General features: G+C 33.9%; 16 protein-coding genes and 2 tRNA genes. 11 read left to right on the plus strand and 7 right to left on the minus strand.

Annotated features, from left to right (window positions below; genetic code table 11):
* The first annotated feature begins 51 nt into the window (after nt 1–51).
* The 9 genes from ACTF54_RS10120 to ACTF54_RS10160 all read left to right on the plus strand — a co-directional run bounded on the left by ACTF54_RS10120 (nt 52) and on the right by ACTF54_RS10160 (nt 7,227).
* Nucleotides 52–124 (plus strand) — tRNA-Lys (locus ACTF54_RS10120).
* A 36-nt stretch (nt 125–160) separates the two neighbouring features.
* A tRNA-Leu gene (locus tag ACTF54_RS10125) sits at nt 161–243 on the plus strand.
* Between the two features lie 129 nt (nt 244–372).
* On the plus strand, nt 373–1,284 hold the full coding sequence (locus tag ACTF54_RS10130) for a MerR family transcriptional regulator (RefSeq protein WP_347196119.1): 912 nt from the start codon (nt 373–375) through the stop codon (nt 1,282–1,284).
* Nucleotides 1,281–2,741, plus strand: a complete 1,461-nt coding sequence (locus ACTF54_RS10135; protein WP_347196120.1) for a phytoene desaturase family protein — start codon at nt 1,281–1,283, stop codon at nt 2,739–2,741. The genes ACTF54_RS10130 and ACTF54_RS10135 overlap by 4 nt, the downstream gene beginning before the upstream one ends.
* Complete coding sequence (locus ACTF54_RS10140) at nt 2,741–3,580, plus strand: phytoene/squalene synthase family protein (protein WP_347196121.1); 840 nt, start codon at nt 2,741–2,743, stop codon at nt 3,578–3,580. The genes ACTF54_RS10135 and ACTF54_RS10140 overlap by 1 nt, the downstream gene beginning before the upstream one ends.
* Before the next feature lie 3 nt (nt 3,581–3,583).
* Entirely contained in the window at nt 3,584–4,030 is a 447-nt protein-coding gene (locus tag ACTF54_RS10145) for a beta-carotene hydroxylase (RefSeq protein ID WP_347196122.1), read from the plus strand.
* Nucleotides 4,031–4,034: 4 nt separating this feature from the next.
* A complete protein-coding gene (gene crtD / locus ACTF54_RS10150) occupies nt 4,035–5,498 on the plus strand; it encodes a 1-hydroxycarotenoid 3,4-desaturase CrtD (protein ID WP_438969275.1) in 1,464 nt (487 codons plus the stop codon).
* Nucleotides 5,495–6,115, plus strand: coding sequence for a carotenoid biosynthesis protein (locus ACTF54_RS10155; RefSeq protein ID WP_438969276.1), 621 nt, complete (start codon nt 5,495–5,497; stop codon nt 6,113–6,115). The genes crtD and ACTF54_RS10155 overlap by 4 nt, the downstream gene beginning before the upstream one ends.
* Nucleotides 6,094–7,227 carry a lycopene cyclase family protein gene (locus ACTF54_RS10160; protein WP_347196125.1) on the plus strand — a complete coding sequence of 378 codons (1,134 nt, stop codon included), beginning with the start codon at nt 6,094–6,096 and terminating at the stop codon, nt 7,225–7,227. The genes ACTF54_RS10155 and ACTF54_RS10160 overlap by 22 nt, the downstream gene beginning before the upstream one ends.
* On the opposite strand, the gene ACTF54_RS10165 is transcribed toward ACTF54_RS10160, so the two are convergent.
* A complete protein-coding gene (locus tag ACTF54_RS10165; RefSeq protein ID WP_347196126.1) occupies nt 7,224–7,943 on the minus strand; it encodes a DUF3291 domain-containing protein in 720 nt (239 codons plus the stop codon). The two genes, ACTF54_RS10160 and ACTF54_RS10165, sit on opposite strands and share 4 nt — an antisense overlap.
* Before the next feature lie 82 nt (nt 7,944–8,025).
* Between ACTF54_RS10165 and ACTF54_RS10170 the strand changes: the two genes are divergently transcribed.
* Both ACTF54_RS10170 and ACTF54_RS10175 read left to right on the plus strand, forming a co-directional pair.
* Nucleotides 8,026–8,304: a DUF6364 family protein gene (locus ACTF54_RS10170; protein WP_438969277.1), complete on the plus strand. Its 279-nt coding sequence runs from the start codon at nt 8,026–8,028 to the stop codon at nt 8,302–8,304.
* A complete protein-coding gene (locus tag ACTF54_RS10175) occupies nt 8,301–8,717 on the plus strand; it encodes a PIN domain-containing protein (protein WP_347196128.1) in 417 nt (138 codons plus the stop codon). Before ACTF54_RS10170 ends, ACTF54_RS10175 begins: the two co-directional genes overlap by 4 nt.
* A gap of 80 nt (nt 8,718–8,797) precedes the next feature.
* Here the strand turns inward: ACTF54_RS10175 and ACTF54_RS10180 are convergent, their stop codons facing one another.
* The 6 genes from ACTF54_RS10180 to ACTF54_RS10205 all read right to left on the minus strand — a co-directional run bounded on the left by ACTF54_RS10180 (nt 8,798) and on the right by ACTF54_RS10205 (nt 17,262).
* Nucleotides 8,798–9,109, minus strand: a complete 312-nt coding sequence (locus ACTF54_RS10180) for a hypothetical protein (protein WP_438969278.1) — start codon at nt 9,107–9,109, stop codon at nt 8,798–8,800.
* A gap of 273 nt (nt 9,110–9,382) precedes the next feature.
* Nucleotides 9,383–11,650 (minus strand): aconitate hydratase, encoded by a 2,268-nt coding sequence (locus ACTF54_RS10185; protein ID WP_347196130.1) that lies wholly within the window; start codon nt 11,648–11,650, stop codon nt 9,383–9,385.
* Between the two features lie 387 nt (nt 11,651–12,037).
* Complete coding sequence (locus ACTF54_RS10190; protein ID WP_347196131.1) at nt 12,038–12,991, minus strand: AAA family ATPase; 954 nt, start codon at nt 12,989–12,991, stop codon at nt 12,038–12,040.
* Nucleotides 12,992–13,012: 21 nt separating this feature from the next.
* A complete protein-coding gene (locus tag ACTF54_RS10195) occupies nt 13,013–14,479 on the minus strand; it encodes a peptidylprolyl isomerase (protein WP_347196132.1) in 1,467 nt (488 codons plus the stop codon).
* Entirely contained in the window at nt 14,439–15,290 is an 852-nt protein-coding gene (locus tag ACTF54_RS10200) for a hypothetical protein (protein ID WP_347196133.1), read from the minus strand. The genes ACTF54_RS10195 and ACTF54_RS10200 overlap by 41 nt, the downstream gene beginning before the upstream one ends.
* Nucleotides 15,283–17,262, minus strand: a complete 1,980-nt coding sequence (locus ACTF54_RS10205) for a peptidylprolyl isomerase (RefSeq protein ID WP_438969279.1) — start codon at nt 17,260–17,262, stop codon at nt 15,283–15,285. Before ACTF54_RS10205 ends, ACTF54_RS10200 begins: the two co-directional genes overlap by 8 nt.
* Nucleotides 17,263–17,367: the final 105 nt, after the last annotated feature.

The following is a 17,367-nucleotide window of genomic DNA, read 5'->3' on the forward strand; positions in this document are numbered from 1 at the left end:
TTAGGTTGTAATTAATAATAGGCTGTATATTTGCAGCCGCTAACGCAAAAAGATCTGGTAGCTCAGTTGGCAGAGCATCTCCCTTTTAAGGAGAGGGTCCTGGGTTCGAGCCCCAGCCAGATCACTATAAAAGTCCTTATTTAAAGGACTTTTTTTATTTACCTGGGTGCTGAAATTGGTAGACAGGCACGGTTGAGGGCCGTGTGTACTTTGTACGTGTGGGTTCAAGTCCCATTCCAGGTACTATTTTCAATCATATATACCACCTGACTTATTGTTAACCATAATCTTCAATAGTTAATAAAATATCAATTTCTGATCTTTCTGAATTATTTGTTTAGCTTTACAGCAAATTAATTAAACAAATCTATTTTGATAAAAAGTAAGTTTAGTATCAAGGATCTGGAAAATTTAAGTGGTATCAAATCACATACTATTAGAATCTGGGAAAAAAGATATAACCTATTAGAACCAGATAGAACTGACACTAACATTAGAACCTATGATTTGGGCGCTTTATGTAAGATACTCAATGTGAGTTATCTAAAAAATGCTGGCATCAAAATATCAACTATAGCTAGCTTATCTACTGAAGATATTGAAACACAAGTTCGTAATCTAGCAGTAAGAAATAATAAAAACGATCATGCCATTCAAGAATTAAAACTTGCTATGGTAAACTTTGATCAATTTATGTTTCAAAGAGTTTATGATTCCGTGTTAAAAGAAGTTGGATTTTCTGGTGTTTTTTATAATCTTTTTATTCCTTTCTTAGAAGAATTAGGTTTCTTATGGCAATCTAAAACTATAAACATAGCACACGAACACTTTATAAGCCATTTAATTAAACAGAAAGTTTTAATAAACCTAGAAAAAGTACAATACCAAAAATCTAGAAATGACGATAAAATTTACGTTTTGTTTTTACCTGAAAATGAAATGCACGATCTAGGTTTACTGTTTCTTAATTATGAGTTATTAAAAAAAGGTTGTAAAACCGTTTATTTAGGAGCAAGTATGGTGTTAGAAGCTTTACCATATTTCATAAACAAAGGTGTCTCTCCTACTTATATAACATACATTACCGTTCAACCCACTGAGCAAGAAACACCGTCATTCCTTAAAAAATTCAATCGTAAAGTTGCTAAAAACGATGATGTAGAACTATGGATTTTAGGACAACTAGCACAAAAGATAAAACCTAAAGACCTATCTAAAAATCAAACGGTATTTAAAGGTATAGGTGAAGTAATAGAAAGAATACCACAACTAATTGAAGCATGAGTAAAGTAGCGATTATAGGATCAGGGTTCTCTTCCCTAGCGGCATCTTGTTATCTAGCACAAGCTGGTTATGAAGTAACTATATATGAAAAAAATGATACTGTAGGAGGAAGAGCTAGGCGTCTGATCAAAGACGGTTTTACGTTTGATATAGGACCTTCTTGGTACTGGATGCCAGACATTTTTGAAAGATTTTTTGCAGATTTTGATAAAAAACCACAAGATTATTATCAACTTGATAAATTAAACCCTGCTTATTCTGTTGTTTTTGAGGACGATAAAATAGAAATAGCAGATAATCTTGAGGATATCAAAGCTACTTTTGAAAAAGTAGAAAAGGGTAGTTCTAAGCCTCTACAACAGTTTATGTCTAAAGCTGAAGAGAACTATGAAATCGCCATAAAAAACCTAGTTTATCGACCTGGAGAATCACCTTTAGAATTAATTACCCCACAAACTGCTAAAAAGGTAGGTGCATTTATCGGTAATGTTTCTAAGGACGTTCGTAAAAAATTTACTAATCCTAAATTGGTAAGTATACTTGAGTTCCCTGTACTATTTTTAGGCGCAACACCTCAAAACACTCCTAGCTTTTATAACTTCATGAATTATGCCGACTTTGGTTTAGGAACTTGGCATCCTAAAGGTGGAATGTATGAGGTAATCCTTGCCATGGAAAAACTAGCTAAAGAATTAGGTGTTGTAATAAAAACTAATTCTCCTGTAGATAAAATATTAGTTGATGACATGGGGCGTGCAGAAGGTTTAATAACTAATGACCAGAAGTTTCTTTATCCTACTATTTTATCAGGAGCAGATTACCATCATTCTGAAACACTATTACCGAAAAAGTATAGACAATATTCAGAGTCTTACTGGGAAAAGAAAACTTTTGCTCCTAGTTCGCTGATTTTCTATGTAGGTTTTAATAAAAGGCTTAAGAATATCGACCATCATAACCTATTTTTTGATACCGACTTTACAAAGCATGCAAATGAAATTTATGAAGACCCTAAATGGCCGGAAGAGCCTTTATTCTATGCAAATTTCACATCACTATCTGATCCTGAAACTGCTCCAGAAGGTTGTGAGAATGGATTCTTTTTAATCCCTCTTGCTCCAAATCTTGAAGATACTCCAGAACTAAGAGAAGAGTATTTTGATAAAATAATGACACGTTTTGAATCAAGAACAGACCAAACCGTTAGAGAAAATATTATTTTTAAAGAATCTTTCTGTGTAAACGATTTTATTTCAGAGTACAATAGTTACAAAGGAAATGCCTATGGAATGGCAAATACTTTATTACAAACCGCATTTCTTAGACCTAATTTAAGAAGTCGTAAAGTTAAAAACCTTTATTTTACAGGTCAGTTAACCGTGCCAGGCCCAGGAGTTCCTCCTTCATTAATTTCTGGTAAACTAGCTGCCGAACTAATTAAAAAACACAATTCATAATGAAAAGCTTATTTGATAAAGTCTCTAGAGAATGTAGTAAAACTGTTACTAGCAATTACAGTACATCATTCTCACTTGCGAGTAAAATGTTAGGGCCTTCCATAAGACAAGATATTCATAACATCTATGGATTTGTTCGTTTTGCAGATGAGATCGTGGACACTTTCCATGACTTTGACAAAAGAACGCTTTTAGATCGATTTGAAGAAGATGTAAAACGTGCGATTGATGAAAAAATAAGCCTAAACCCTATTTTAAACTCATTTCAAGAAACGGTTAATAAATATGATATTACACCAGATATGTATGGTGCTTTTATTCATAGCATGCGTCTGGATTTAGATAAATCAATTTATTTGACAGATGAAGAATATAGAAACTACATTTATGGCAGTGCAGATGTTGTCGGACTAATGTCACTTAAAGTTTTTGTAAAAGGTGATATGGAGAAATATAATGATCTAAAAGATGATGCCATGAGACTAGGAAGCGCTTTTCAAAAAGTAAACTTTCTAAGAGACCTCAAAGCAGACCTAGAAACATTAGAAAGAAGTTATTTCCCAAATACAGATTTGCATGATCTAAGTGAAGAAGATAAAGCGAGACTTATTCAGGAAATAAAGGAAGACTTTGACGCAGGTTTAAGAGGCATTCAAAGATTACCAATTGAAGCTAAATTAGGAGTGTACACCGCTTACACATACTATAGAAGACTATTAACTAGACTTGAACGTACACCTTCTAAAGAAATTAGAAATAAAAGAATACGCGTTCCTAATTATGAAAAATTCTTTTTACTTTCAAAAGGATATGTTGCTTACCGTCTTAATTTGATATAACACATGCAAGTATTTCTCTGGATCTTAATTTTTCTAGGCACTTTCTCCATTATGGAATTTAATGCATGGTGGATGCATAAATACGTGATGCACGGTTTTTTATGGAATATTCATGAAGATCATCATCACAAAAAACACAATAGTTGGTTTGAAAAGAACGACTTATTTTTTGTTTTTTATGCAGTAATAAGCATCGCATTAAAAGTTGCTCACAGTGAGTTAGACCTTTGGTGGGCACTTCCATTAAGCGCAGGTATTTTAGCCTATGGAATAGCATATTTTGTAGTACATGATATTTTTATCCACCAACGGTTCAAATGGCTACGTAAAGCAAATAATAAATATGCTAAAGGTTTACGTCGGGCTCACAAAATGCATCACAAACATTTAGGCAAAGAAGATGGTGAAAATTTTGGCATGTTAGTAGTCCCTTTCAAGTATTTTAAATAATAAAATGAAAAAAGCCATTGTCATAGGCGCTGGAATAGCTGGTCTAGCAGTCGCTTTGCGTTTAAAACACAAAGGCTATTTTGTAACCGTGTTTGAGCAAAACGATTATGCCGGTGGTAAGTTACATGCTATAGAACAAGATGGTTATCGTTTTGATTTAGGACCATCACTTTTTACGTTACCCGATTTGGTAGAAAATCTTCTCAGATTATTTCCAGATCAAAAGATTGATTTTACCTATAAGAGTAAAGAAACATCTTTCCATTACTTTTGGGAAGATGGTACTGCATTTAAAGCAAGTACTAATTTTACAAAATTTATAGATGACGCTGCCGAGGTTTTTAATGAAGAAAAATCGTCAATAAAAAAATATTTAGAAAAAAGTAAGTCTAGATATGACCTTACCAAAACTCTTTTTCTCGAAAAATCATTACATAAGGCGTCTACATATTTGTCACTGGACACATTAAAAGCTATTATAAACGCACCATTTTTAGGACTTAACAACACTTTAAATGAAGAAAATAGTACATTTAAGAACCCTAAACTAACACAACTATTTAATAGATACGCCACTTACAACGGTTCTTCTCCGTATCAAACTCCAGGTATCATGACCATGATTCCTCATTTAGAATTAGGTTTAGGAACCTTTTATCCTAATGGTGGTATGCACCGTATTTCTCAATCGCTATATGAACTGGCGCAAAAAGTTGGTATTGATTTCCGCTTTCGCGAAAGCGTAACCAGTATTAAACACTTAAACAACAAGACAACAGGTGTAGTGACAAAAGATGGTGATTACCATGCTGACCTAGTCGTTTCTAACATGGATATTGTTCCTACCTATAGAAACTTGATGAAAAATATAAAAGCTCCTGAGAAAACATTAAGTCAAGAGAGATCTAGTAGCGCACTAATTTTTTATTGGGGAATTGATAGAGAATTCCCTCAATTAGATCTGCATAACATTCTATTTTCAGAGAATTACAAGGCAGAGTTCAAAGAAATTTTTGAAAACAAGACTCTACACAGTGATCCAACAGTATATATAAACATTACTAGTAAAGAGTCAAAAAAGGATGCACCATCCGGTCATGAAAACTGGTTTGTGATGATCAACGCACCTGGCGATTATGGACAAAATTGGGATCTAATGGTTCAAGAATCCAAAGCTCAAATTATTAAAAAAATAAAAAAATGTCTTCAGGTAGATATTACCGAACACATTACAACTGAATATATTTTAACGCCTCAAGGAATTGAGAAAAACACAAGTTCCTATAGAGGCGCACTGTATGGCGCAGCAAGTAATAATAAATTTGCAGCATTCTTAAGACATCCTAACTTCAATGGTAAGATTAAAAATTTATATCATGTAGGTGGCTCTGTTCATCCTGGTGGTGGAATCCCTTTATGTTTATTGAGTGCACAGATCACAGCAGATTTAATCAAAAAAGAACAATGAAGTTAGCCGCAATTGTATTTTTATGGATTGTTCATGTAGCTGCACTTGTAGGTATAGCATTAGGGTACGAAGATTTCTTTTTGCCTAAATCTCCTTTTACGTTAGTTTATTTATTCTTTTGCATGGTGCTTCTTTTTAAGATAGATACTCAAATAAAGGTTTTATTGTTTGGGCTGTTTATGATTATAGGAATAAGTGTAGAATGGATAGGTGTTCACACAGGCAGTTTATTTGGAGACTACTATTACGGTAAAAACTTTGGTCCAAAAATAGACGGCATACCACTTCTTATAGGTGTAAACTGGGCGATACTAACTTTTATCACACATATAATTGCAAAGAATTTTTTCAAATCGGCTATTGCTGTAATTGCTGCTGGCGCTGCACTTATGGTAGGCTTAGACTTCTTTTTAGAACAAATTTGCGATTTCTCTGGCTTCTGGCATTTTGAAAATGGCGCAGGATGGTTTAATTACGTATGCTGGTACATAATTGCTGCTGTTTTACATGCGATCTCATTTAAATTTAAGCTCAAAGGAAATGCGCTTATCTCATATCACCTCTACGGAGTTCAACTCATTTTTGCACTAGGATTATGGATCATCATTACGATATAGCGATTATAGGTATGGGCTGCGCAGGAAGTCACGTGGTGCAGGAATTGTTGCGTCGTAAAACAGACCTTAAAGTTGTCGTTATAGACGATTTTAAATCAGATTCTTTAGATAAAACATGGTCTTTTTGGGAACTAGGAAAAGGTAAGTGGGATCATTTGATCTCTCATAGTTGGAAAAACGGAAGCTTTATTGTACCAAATAATAGAATAGATTTTGGTCTTAACGATTATGTATATAAATCTATAGAAAGTCGTGATTTTATCGCTTTCGCGAAAGCGGAACTACAAAAAGACTCTAATTTCACTTTAATAGAAGAAAAAGTACTACGAGTATCTGGTAAAGAACTGAGAACGATTCATTGCGATACGGTAAAAATAACAGCAAATCTCGTATTAGACAGCCGTATTGATCCAGCATTTTTTAAAGACACAAATGCAACTACATTAAAACAGCATTTCAAAGGTTGGGTGATAAAAACGGAAGAGCCAGTATTTAATCTTGAAGAATTTGTAATGATGGATTACCGCCTTAGGGATACAGGTACAACGAGCTTTACTTACGTCTTACCACACTCTACTACAGAAGCTTTAGTGGAGTTTACATATTTCTCTAAAGATGTGGTTTCTGATGAGACTTATGAAAAGTATCTCAAAGAGTATATCAGTGATTTTTTAAAAATTGATTCTTTTACCATTCAAAAAACAGAACAAGGCATCATACCTATGACTACCTATAAATTTGAAAAGCATCATGAAAAAAACCTTTTTAAAATAGGAACTGCTGGCGGCTGGGTAAAACCTTCTACTGGATACAGTTTTAAAATGAGTGAGAAAAAAGCTTATCAACTGGTAGATAATATCATTGCTGATCAGGACCTTAATTATGGAATGATTTCTAAGAAATTTAGGTTTTATGATGAGATCATGCTAGATGTTTTACATGGCGACAATGAACGCGGCGCTCAAGTATTCCATACGCTTTATAAAAAGAACAACATAAATACCATTTTTCGTTTCTTGGATGAAGAAACTAGTTTTGGAGAAGAACTTGGGATAATGTTGCCTATGACTTCTAAGCCATTTTTAAGTGCCTTTTTTAGAAAGTTATTTTAAAGCTTTTGAACTTGTAAATCTCTAGGGATTTCAAAATTGGGCCAACTACCTATAATTTTATAAGGCTGGAATCTGGTAAACATTTCTTCCTTGTACCATTGTAACGCTTGAGTTTGTTGTACAGCATGGCGATGATTTTGACTGCGGTACGCAAACTTCTTTAAGGCTCTTGCATCATTCCACAAACTAAAGGTTGCCATTTGAGTAACTGGTCGCTCTCCTACTCCTGCAGTAAAAAGTAGATTAGGATTATCTACTAAATCTAACTGCGAAGTAGGAACGTAATCCCAAAACTTCTTCAACATACTTATTTTAATCGTGGCTCTTGTAATGACCGAAATATAAGAGTTATTCTCATCTAAAGAGTCACTAGGCTCAAACGGATTTTGTTTGGACCATTGTCCATGGGCTTTTATACTTTTCATATAAAAAGTAAGCTGTTGCTCGCTGTAATTTTGGTAACGTTTATAAAGTTTTGAGTTGTCAAAAAAGTCTCTTGCTACCTCTTCATTATCCCAAACTTGTAACAATCCGTAGACGCTCCAGTCTGGTTTAGGGTCAAAATTTTCTTTTCCAGAGCCTAATAACTTATAAAATTGTAATCCTTTCACTTTTTTCAAGGGACGATGGGCAAATTGCATCATACCAAAAGCCCATAACTTTTGCTTGAAACTTGGGTATTTAAAAAAAGTAAGCGTTGTGATTTGTTTTGACAAGTTGATTATTTGATTTAAAGCGTTTTAATAAAATGATTATATTTACACGTGTCTTTTTCAATAAACTTTACACGTGTCAATTATGAATACTAAGTTAACGCTTACCATGGACAAAGCCGTTATAGAAATGGCAAAAAAATATGCTAAAGAACAAGGACGCAGTTTGTCTGATATTGTAGAGAATTATTTTAAGATGATTTCAAATCCATATAGCATGGATCAAAATAAAAGTGAAGTAGCCGAAGAAGAAATATCCTTTATTAGAAAACTATCAGGAAGCTTAAAAGCTCCTAAAGACTATGATTTTAATTATAATAGAGATATACAGGAAGAACGAATCAAAAGATACTTGAAAAAGTGAAAGGTATTTTTGTAGACTCTGACGTGATATTAGATGTCCTATTAGAGCGAGAACCTTTTAGAGAAAATGCGATTCTAGCTATAGAAAAATGTTTAGATCAAAAACTAGGACTGTACTTCACATCGGTAATAATTGCTAATATTTATTTTGTTGCTCGTAAATGGCATCCTGATAAAGTAGTGAGACAAAAAATAAAAGAGCTCTTAACGCATATTGATATTTTAAATACTGATAAGAATAGTGTCTTTCTAGCTCTAGACTCTAACTTCAAAGATTTTAAAGATGCGTTACAAAACTATAGCGCTGTAGCTTCTGGAAAAATAGACACGATTATTACCAGAAATATTAAAGACTATAAACACAGTCAACTGGCCGTTATGACACCAGAATTGTTTTTGAAGAGTTATTTGTAGGGAAATATTTTTATTATATAAATTTTGAGATCACGAGCCAGACGCTCTCGCCAGCTGGGACGTAAGAAATTTATAGGCTATTATTTCTTAATTTGATACGTGTTATATAAAATTTGTTTGCCATCTTCATTTAATTTAAAATGAAAAAGCTTTGAAGAGGTATCATTCTTGACTAATGAATCAGTCACCTCTATTCTATTATCACTATAAATTCCAAACGCATTAAGTCCAATTTTTTTATTTTTTATAGTTACAGTCGGTCTATCTCTTTTGTTATATTCTACCTTTTGTACAGTTCCATTAAAAGAGTCTTGAAAAACATTTTCATTAGTAATATTTGATTGATACTGAAAAAAAACAACCATTCCAATCGCAAAAATAATTACGAACATAAATTTAACTTCTTCATGATTTTAAAAAATAATGTTCTACTACATTCATAAACTAGATTTAATTTCCCTTCGTGCGTATTTGCAACGAGTGCGCTTCTAGTTAAACATTTTTAATTCGAATATAAACGAATTATAAATGTGATCTTAGAAGTAATCACTCATTTATTAAATTGTAGTTTGATTAACTCTCCACTTTCGCGAAAGCGAGAACCTATTTATATAAAAAAGCCTCTTGAAATATCAAGAGGCTTTTGAATATGATAAAATGCTTTTTTAAGCTGCGTTATCTTCTTTGATTTTATTCAAAGCACTTCCTTTATGGAACCATTCAATTTGAGCAGCGTTGTACGTATGATTTGCTTTGATCGTGTCCTTAGATCCATCTGCATGAGTAATCTCCACAGTCAATGGAACATCTGGAGTAAAGTTTGCTAAATCCACAAAGTTGAAGGTATCATCTTCTTGTATCAAATCATAATCTGCTTCATTTGCAAACGTAAGACCTAACATCCCTTGCTTCTTCAAGTTGGTTTCATGGATACGCGCAAATGATTTTACAATCACTGCAACAACTCCTAAGTGACGTGGTTGCATTGCTGCATGCTCACGAGAAGAACCTTCTCCATAATTATGGTCTCCTATAACGATAGAAGGAATTCCTGCTGCCTTATAAGCTCTAGCCGTATCTGGCACACCGCCAAATTCTCCGGTCAACTGATTCTTAACAAAATTGGTTTTCTTACCAAAAGCGTTTACCGCACCAATTAATGTATTGTTTGCAATGTTATCTAGGTGACCTCTATAACGCAACCATGGTCCGGCCATAGAAATATGATCAGTAGTACATTTTCCAAAAGCCTTGATCAACAACTTAGCATTACTCAAGTTTGTTCCTATAGGCGTAAAAGGCTCTAGTAATTGTAAACGATCAGAATCATCTGCAACATTAACAACAACACCAGTACCATCTTCTTGTGGAGCAAGGTAACCATCGTCTTTTACTTCAAAACCTTTAGGAGGTAATTCCCATCCAGTAGGCTCATCTAACATCACTTCTTCTCCATCTTCATTGATTAGAGTATCTGTCATAGGGTTAAAATCCAATCTTCCTGCAATTGCTATTGCTGCAACAATTTCTGGAGACGCTACAAAGGCATGTGTATTAGGGTTACCATCAGCACGTTTTGCAAAGTTTCTATTAAAAGAGTGAATAATAGAGTTTTTAGGTGCATTTTTAGGATCGCTGTAACGTGCCCATTGACCTATACATGGTCCACAAGCATTTGTAAAAATCTTTGCATTCACCTTTTCAAATACTCCTAAAATACCGTCACGTTCTGTTGTATAACGTACTTTTTCAGAACCTGGATTGATACCAAATTCTGCTTTAGTCACTAGTTTTTTATCAATAGCTTGTTGAGCTACAGAACTTGCACGAGAAAGATCTTCATAAGAAGAGTTAGTACAAGAACCGATAAGTCCCCATTCTACTTTTAACGGCCATTCATTTTTAGTCGCTTTTTCATTCATAGATCCTACCTGTGTAGCTAGGTCTGGAGTGAAAGGTCCATTAATTAATGGCATTAAGGTGTCTAAATTGATTTCAATTACTTGATCAAAATATTGTTCTGGATTTGCATACACTTCTGGATCACCAGTAAGGTATTCTCTTACTTCATTTGCAGCATCTGCGATATCTGCTCTTTCTGTAGCACGTAAATAACGTTCCATAGAATCGTCATAACCAAATGTAGAAGTCGTTGCTCCTATCTCAGCACCCATGTTACAAATGGTCCCTTTTCCTGTACAAGAAAGGTTAACTGCTCCATCACCGAAGTATTCTACTATCGCTCCTGTTCCTCCTTTTACGGTAAGGATTTCAGCAACTTTAAGAATAACATCTTTAGGCGCCGTCCATCCTGATAATTTACCAGTAAGTTTTACACCTATTAATTTAGGAAATTTCAATTCCCAAGCCATTCCTGCCATTACGTCTACAGCATCTGCTCCACCTACACCTATGGCAACCATTCCTAGTCCACCTGCGTTTACGGTATGAGAATCTGTTCCTATCATCATTCCGCCAGGGAAAGCATAATTTTCTAGCACTACTTGGTGAATAATACCAGCACCTGGTTTCCAGAAACCGATACCATATTTATCTGATACTGATTCTAGAAAGTTAAAAACTTCATTAGAAGTGTTCATTGCGCTTTGAAGGTCCATGCTTGCACCATTCTTTGCCTGGATCAAATGATCACAGTGAACCGTTGTTGGAACAGCAACTTCGGTTTTTCCAGCTTGCATAAACTGCAACAAAGCCATTTGTGCCGTTGCATCTTGACATGCGATACGATCTGGGGCAAAATCCACATAGTCTTTCCCTCTAGTAAAAGGTTTACCAGGAGTTCCATCCCATAAGTGAGAATATAAAATTTTCTCAGAAAGTGTAAGTGGTTTACCAGTTAACTTACGCGCTTTATCTACGCGCGCTGGCATCTCAGCATACACCTTTTTTATCATATCAATATCAAAAGCCATATATGTAATTTTTATTAATCGTTTTTTAAGATTTGCGAAGTTACAAAAATGAGACGTGAAATGAAAGCGTTACTGCACTACCACAGTAGTTTAGATAATCTCAAAATAGCGTGCTTTAAGAGGGCTTACTATTATCAAATTAATAATTTAGATAGTACATTATTATCAGTTTAATAATTTACTAAAAAGATGACAGTATTTTCGCTTTCGCAAAAGCGAGATCAATATTATCTATAACGGCATTTAAAGTAAGGAAAACCTATTAACTTTTTAAAACAGCAGTTTGAATTCTGCTAGAAAGTATTGGACACTAATCTTAAAAAAATAAAAACAAAAAGCACCATCTTAACAATAGTGCTTTAAAGGGGTATCAGATATAATTTAAAATCACAAAATCTTATCAATAATGCTTTCTTCTGTGTGACCTTCTGCTTCAGCCTTATAATTTTTTATGATACGGTGTCTAAGAATACCTGTCGCTACTGCTTTAACATCTTCAATATCTGGACTGTACTTTCCGTTAATTGCGGCATGTGTTTTTGCGGCCAGTATTAAATTTTGGGAGGCTCTAGGTCCAGCACCCCAATCTATATATTCTTTAACGATATCTGGAGCAGCATCACTCTTAGGTCTTGTTTTACCTACTAAAGTTACAGCATATTCAATTACATTATCTGCAACAGGAATACGTCTTATCAATTGCTGAAAATCTACAATTTCTTGAGCTGTAAAAAGAGCATTTACATGTGGTTTATGATCACTAGTTGTAGATTTTACTACATCTATTTCTTCTTGAAAAGAAGGGTACTGCAATAAAATTGAAAACATGAATCGGTCTAGCTGTGCTTCTGGTAAAGGATAAGTCCCTTCTTGCTCGATAGGGTTTTGAGTAGCTAATACGAAATAAGGTTTATCCAGTTGGTAATTGTGTCCTGCAACAGTTACTGATTTCTCTTGCATCGCCTCGAGAAGGGCTGCTTGAGTTTTAGGTGGTGTACGATTGATCTCGTCTGCAAGGATAATATTTGAAAAAACAGGACCTTTTAAGAATTTGAAAGTTCTATTTTCATCTAGTATCTCGCTTCCTAAAATATCACTAGGCATCAAGTCTGGAGTAAACTGAATTCTTTTAAAATTAAGACCTAAAGCTTGTGCAATAGTATTTACCATTAAAGTTTTAGCCAGTCCAGGAACACCTACAAGTAGTGCGTGACCACCAGAAAATACAGAAATCAAAATCTCGTCGATTACTCTATCTTGTCCTATAATTACTTTGGCGATTTCTTTTTTAAGTTCTTGGTGCTTTTTAACCAAGTTATCTATTGCAGCTACATCTGACATGAATTGTTGGGTTTAAGAGTATTAATTCCAGGAATTGAGGATATCGCAATCCATATATTCTGATCCAATTTTTATATAGGTATCTCCTAACTTTTCATTGCGCCATTTATTTATGGCTTCTACCTGCTTGTTCTTTAATGCAAGATCTTTAATTTTTAAATAATCGTTTGCATAATCTGCTTTATGATCAGGGATTTTATCAATGAGGTAAACTATCTTAAATGATTTTGAACCTAATCTAGGGTCTGTCTCTTCAATAATACCGCTGATATCACCTTTTTCAAGAAACTGAACTGTTGAAGCCATATCACCTTCTAATCTTACTGCCTCTACTCTACCTGTTCCAGTATTTGGGTTGATAATTTTACCACCATTTTCAGCATTTTTTTCATCACTGATTTCTCTTGCCGCATCTTCAAAACTAATCTCTCCTAAAATAATTCGATCTCTCATCGCATTCAATTCTTCTTTTGATTTTTCAATCTGTGCCACAGAAATATACGGTTTCAAAAGAATGTGTCTTACATCTCTTACTTGCCCACGTATTTTCTGAACATAAAGGATATGATATCCGAACATGGTTTCAAATGGCTCACTTATTTCTCCTTCTTGAAGTGAAAATGCTTGATCTTTAAATTCTTTTACAAAAGGGTCGCTGCGTTTTAGAGATAATACTCCACCTTGTCTCTCTGTACCTGTATCATCAGAATATAAGGTTGCTTTTGCAGCAAAATCTGCACCGTTATCTAATACATCTGCTCGGTATCCTTTCAATTTGTTAATAACCAGGTCGATCTCTTCTTGTTCAGGTTCAGGAATTACGACTATTTGCGCCATTTCTACCTCTGTATTAAAAAGAGGTCTTTGATCTACCGGTATGGATTGAAAAAATTCACGGACTTCTTCTGGAGTTATCTCTACAGCTTCAGTAATACGTTCTTGCATACGCTGTGCAAGAAGCCTATCTCGATTTACACGATTAAGCGCCTCTCTAACCTGTGTAATATTTTCTTTCTTATAGAAATCTGCAATTTTTTGATCATCATCTGTTTGAAGTGCATTTTTGAAATACTGTATTTGACCTTCAGTACTTCCTTCAATTTCTCTATCACTTATAGCGATACTATCTTGTATAGCATGGTGCGCATACATTTTTTCTGACAGAAGGCTTTCCATTAGTTCACAACTTGAAATATCTGAAATTCCTGCCTGCCTTTTTGTTTGCTCTTTTGCTGAAACTATATCAGAACCTAAGATCACATAATCACCTATTACTCCTGCAACGCCATCGATAAGAAATCTCTTTTTTGCCGAAGGCTTTACACTATCAAGGGCCGCAATGGTTTCTTGCAAGTTTTTTTTATCCGAACTTTCTACTTCCTCATTGGTTGTAGTTTGTGCCGTTACTGCTTCCGCGAAAGCGAAAACTAAAATAACCCCAAGATATTTAATTATTAATTTTAAGTTGATCACTGTTAATCGCATCATTTAATAGATCTTTTTCTAATTTTTTAATATAAGCTAATTTACTCTTATTGAGTAACACTTGTTTTACCGTTGGTTTCACATAGGACAATGGTGCTCTATCGCCGCGTGTAAGGATTTTATTGAATCGGACCAAATATACACCAAGACTGTCTTCTAGCTTCCACGTTTTATTTTCTTTTATGTAGAACTTTTCATTTAATGGATTAATAACATCCATAGCGTCAAATAGATTACTTTTTTTAACCCAAATACTGTCGTTCAAAAAGTAATTGCGATATGTTAACTTAAGGCTATCTAATTTTGACAACGAATTTAAGTCTCCTTTATTAAAGAGTTTTGTTATTTTTTGCAAATCAGTGTTAAGTGGATCTAATTGAATGTATCTAAACTGAATTAAATCTTCATTAAGTTTAAAATCTTCCTTACGATCTTCATAGTAAGAGTTGATCTCATCTTCTGAAATAAGTGTATTTAAATTTTGCTTTGTTAATTCTCCTAAATACTCTTGAGCATATAATTCTACATGATAATTTTTAACTAACCTATCCAGTTCCTCCTGCCTACCTTGATCTATATTATTTAAAGCTCTCTCCATTAACAAATGATCTGTTGCCCATTTATAAATGTAAGCGCTCACTATACGAGCACTGTCTTGATCATTATAGTCTTGAGGTAAAACGGCTGCTAAATCATCTTTATCTAAATAATGTTTACCTAAAGTCACAACGGCATCTGGCGCTGTCTCTTTGGCAAAGTACTCACACGAGACAAGAGAAATAAATAGTAATATGTAAATCGATCTTTTAACCAAGTTGTTTTTTTATTTCAGCTTTTATTTTTTTAAGTACATTTTTGTGCACTTTTATTTCGTGTCCTTCTCTCAAATTATCTATCCATTTTTTTTCTAACTCTTGCTTATAATCATTTATAACTCTACCTCTTGCCTCTTCTAACGTTTTGAAAGTTGGTTCGACAATTTCTTTTACTGAAATAACTTTGTAAAAACTTTCGCCATCTTCATGATAAATATCAGACACACCTAACTTTACATCAAAACCTTCAGGTAATCGATTATAAGTCTCTTCTACCTTACCTGAGGATACTATTACTTTAGTTTTATTATCTACATTAAGTTGTGCCTTAATACTATCGATTGCGATACCCTTTTTTAACATGTCGCTAACCTCATTTGCTACTTCTTCTGAAATACTTTGTGTTAAGTCGATGTCTATCCTTCGTTCCCATTTGTAACTTTCTTTATGAGTATCGTAATAGTTGCGTTGACCTATAGAATCATTATCTGCTTTTTTCCAAACTTGAGTTTCTATAAGATCAAAGACTAAAAAACCTTCTTTAAATTCATTATAAAGGAATCTAAAATCTTCATTATCACGTTCTAAATTAGTATCATAATATTCTATTATTTTATCGGTAATAAAAGATTGATAGAATGCATCTAGCTTTTCTATTTTACTGCTGTAAACTGTGGCGTCTTTTAATTGCCTCTTCTCTATGTAAGAAAGGAAATCCTTGACGTAAAAATTAGTTTCGTTTATATGGAAAAGACGTGTGTTGTTAGATGGTAGGTTTTTATTTAATTCATATTTACGTATCATGATCAGACTGTCCTCTACTAATGAATAAACCTCTTTAGGTAATAGTAATTTTTCTGAAACATTATACTGCTTCTTCAGATTATTAGTAAAAGATTCTGTTATTTTTCTAGACCTAGGAGAATTCTTTAACTTATCCATTAAAACTTTTTCAAGTTCTTCAAAATTCTTTAAAGGATGTTTCTCTAAAAGTTTAATGATATGCCAGCCAAATTTAGTTTGAACAGGCTCGCTATACGCCCCTATTTCTTTTATTTCATAAGCAGCATTTGCAAAAGTCTCATCAATTCCTCCTATACCGAATCGGTTCAATTTCCCACCACGAGGTGCACTATTTAAATCATCAGAAAACTCTCTTGCTAATTCTTCAAATCTTTTCCCTTGTTCTAATTGCGTATAAAGTTCTTGAATGCGCTTTGTTGCAGTATTTTCGTTTGAATCCTTTTTATCAAAGGTCATGATATGCGCAACTGTAATCTCTCCCGGATTAGGTCTTCTTTCATTTACATAAACGATGTGATAGCCAAAATCAGTTCTTGTAGGTTTTGAAAACGTATTTACCGGAGTTTCATAGGAAGCCGTTTCAAATTCATAAGCCATTCTAAAAGGACCGAACCAACCTACTTTACCTTCATTTCCTGCACTAGGACCTTCACTTTTTGTTCTAGCAAGAGCAGCAAAATCAGCACCATCTTTCAACTGGTCGTAGATATCTTGAATTCTATTCCATGCCTTAAGTGTGTCAGCAGGTGAAGCGCCACGACTTAATTTTATTAGAATATGACTGGCGTTAATCTGTTCCTTTTCCCTTTCATAAGCTTCCTTTACTAGACTTTCTGTAACCTTATTATCGGTTAAATAAGGTTGTGCAAGACTAGCTCTTGTCCCTTTAATATCATTGATATGACTCTCTTTTTTATCTAAACCTAGTTCGTAAGCCTGTTGCAATTTTAAACGGTAATCAATATAAAGATCTAGATAATTATTTACATCTTTTTGTTCTTCTTGTTGAACAATATCTATATTTTTGAAATAAAACTTCATAAAAGTGCCTGCATCAAAGTCGACACCATCGATAGTAAGCAATGTTTTATCTTTTAAACTTTGTGCACTAATTCCTGCAGAAAAAAACAATACAATTAAGCACAACAAGCTATTAATAAACTTCATAAATTTTTCTTTTCAAGAGTTGCAAAAATAGTTATTTAAGATTGCCTTTCAAAACGCAGCTATTGGTAGAATATTTCAAATCAGCTTTAAGTTTCTAGCATTTAC

The sequence above is a fragment of the Nonlabens sp. genome (assembly GCF_965657255.1).
Lineage (GTDB): Bacteria > Bacteroidota > Bacteroidia > Flavobacteriales > Flavobacteriaceae > Nonlabens.

What these genes read in the sequence shown, in the direction of transcription:
- ACTF54_RS10135 (WP_347196120.1), top strand. Translation starts at nt 1,281, where the DNA reads ATGAGTAAAGTAGCGATTATAGGATCAGGGTTCTCTTCCCTAGCGGCA.
- ACTF54_RS10140 (WP_347196121.1), top strand. Translation starts at nt 2,741, where the DNA reads ATGAAAAGCTTATTTGATAAAGTCTCTAGAGAATGTAGTAAAACTGTT.
- ACTF54_RS10145 (WP_347196122.1), top strand. Translation starts at nt 3,584, where the DNA reads ATGCAAGTATTTCTCTGGATCTTAATTTTTCTAGGCACTTTCTCCATT.
- crtD (WP_438969275.1), top strand. Translation starts at nt 4,035, where the DNA reads ATGAAAAAAGCCATTGTCATAGGCGCTGGAATAGCTGGTCTAGCAGTC.
- ACTF54_RS10155 (WP_438969276.1), top strand. Translation starts at nt 5,495, where the DNA reads ATGAAGTTAGCCGCAATTGTATTTTTATGGATTGTTCATGTAGCTGCA.
- ACTF54_RS10160 (WP_347196125.1), top strand. Translation starts at nt 6,094, where the DNA reads ATGGATCATCATTACGATATAGCGATTATAGGTATGGGCTGCGCAGGA.
- ACTF54_RS10170 (WP_438969277.1), top strand. Translation starts at nt 8,026, where the DNA reads ATGAATACTAAGTTAACGCTTACCATGGACAAAGCCGTTATAGAAATG.
- ACTF54_RS10180 (WP_438969278.1), bottom strand. Translation starts at nt 9,109, where the DNA reads ATGTTCGTAATTATTTTTGCGATTGGAATGGTTGTTTTTTTTCAGTAT.
- ACTF54_RS10185 (WP_347196130.1), bottom strand. Translation starts at nt 11,650, where the DNA reads ATGGCTTTTGATATTGATATGATAAAAAAGGTGTATGCTGAGATGCCA.
- ACTF54_RS10190 (WP_347196131.1), bottom strand. Translation starts at nt 12,991, where the DNA reads ATGTCAGATGTAGCTGCAATAGATAACTTGGTTAAAAAGCACCAAGAA.
- ACTF54_RS10195 (WP_347196132.1), bottom strand. Translation starts at nt 14,479, where the DNA reads ATGATGCGATTAACAGTGATCAACTTAAAATTAATAATTAAATATCTT.
- ACTF54_RS10205 (WP_438969279.1), bottom strand. Translation starts at nt 17,262, where the DNA reads ATGAAGTTTATTAATAGCTTGTTGTGCTTAATTGTATTGTTTTTTTCT.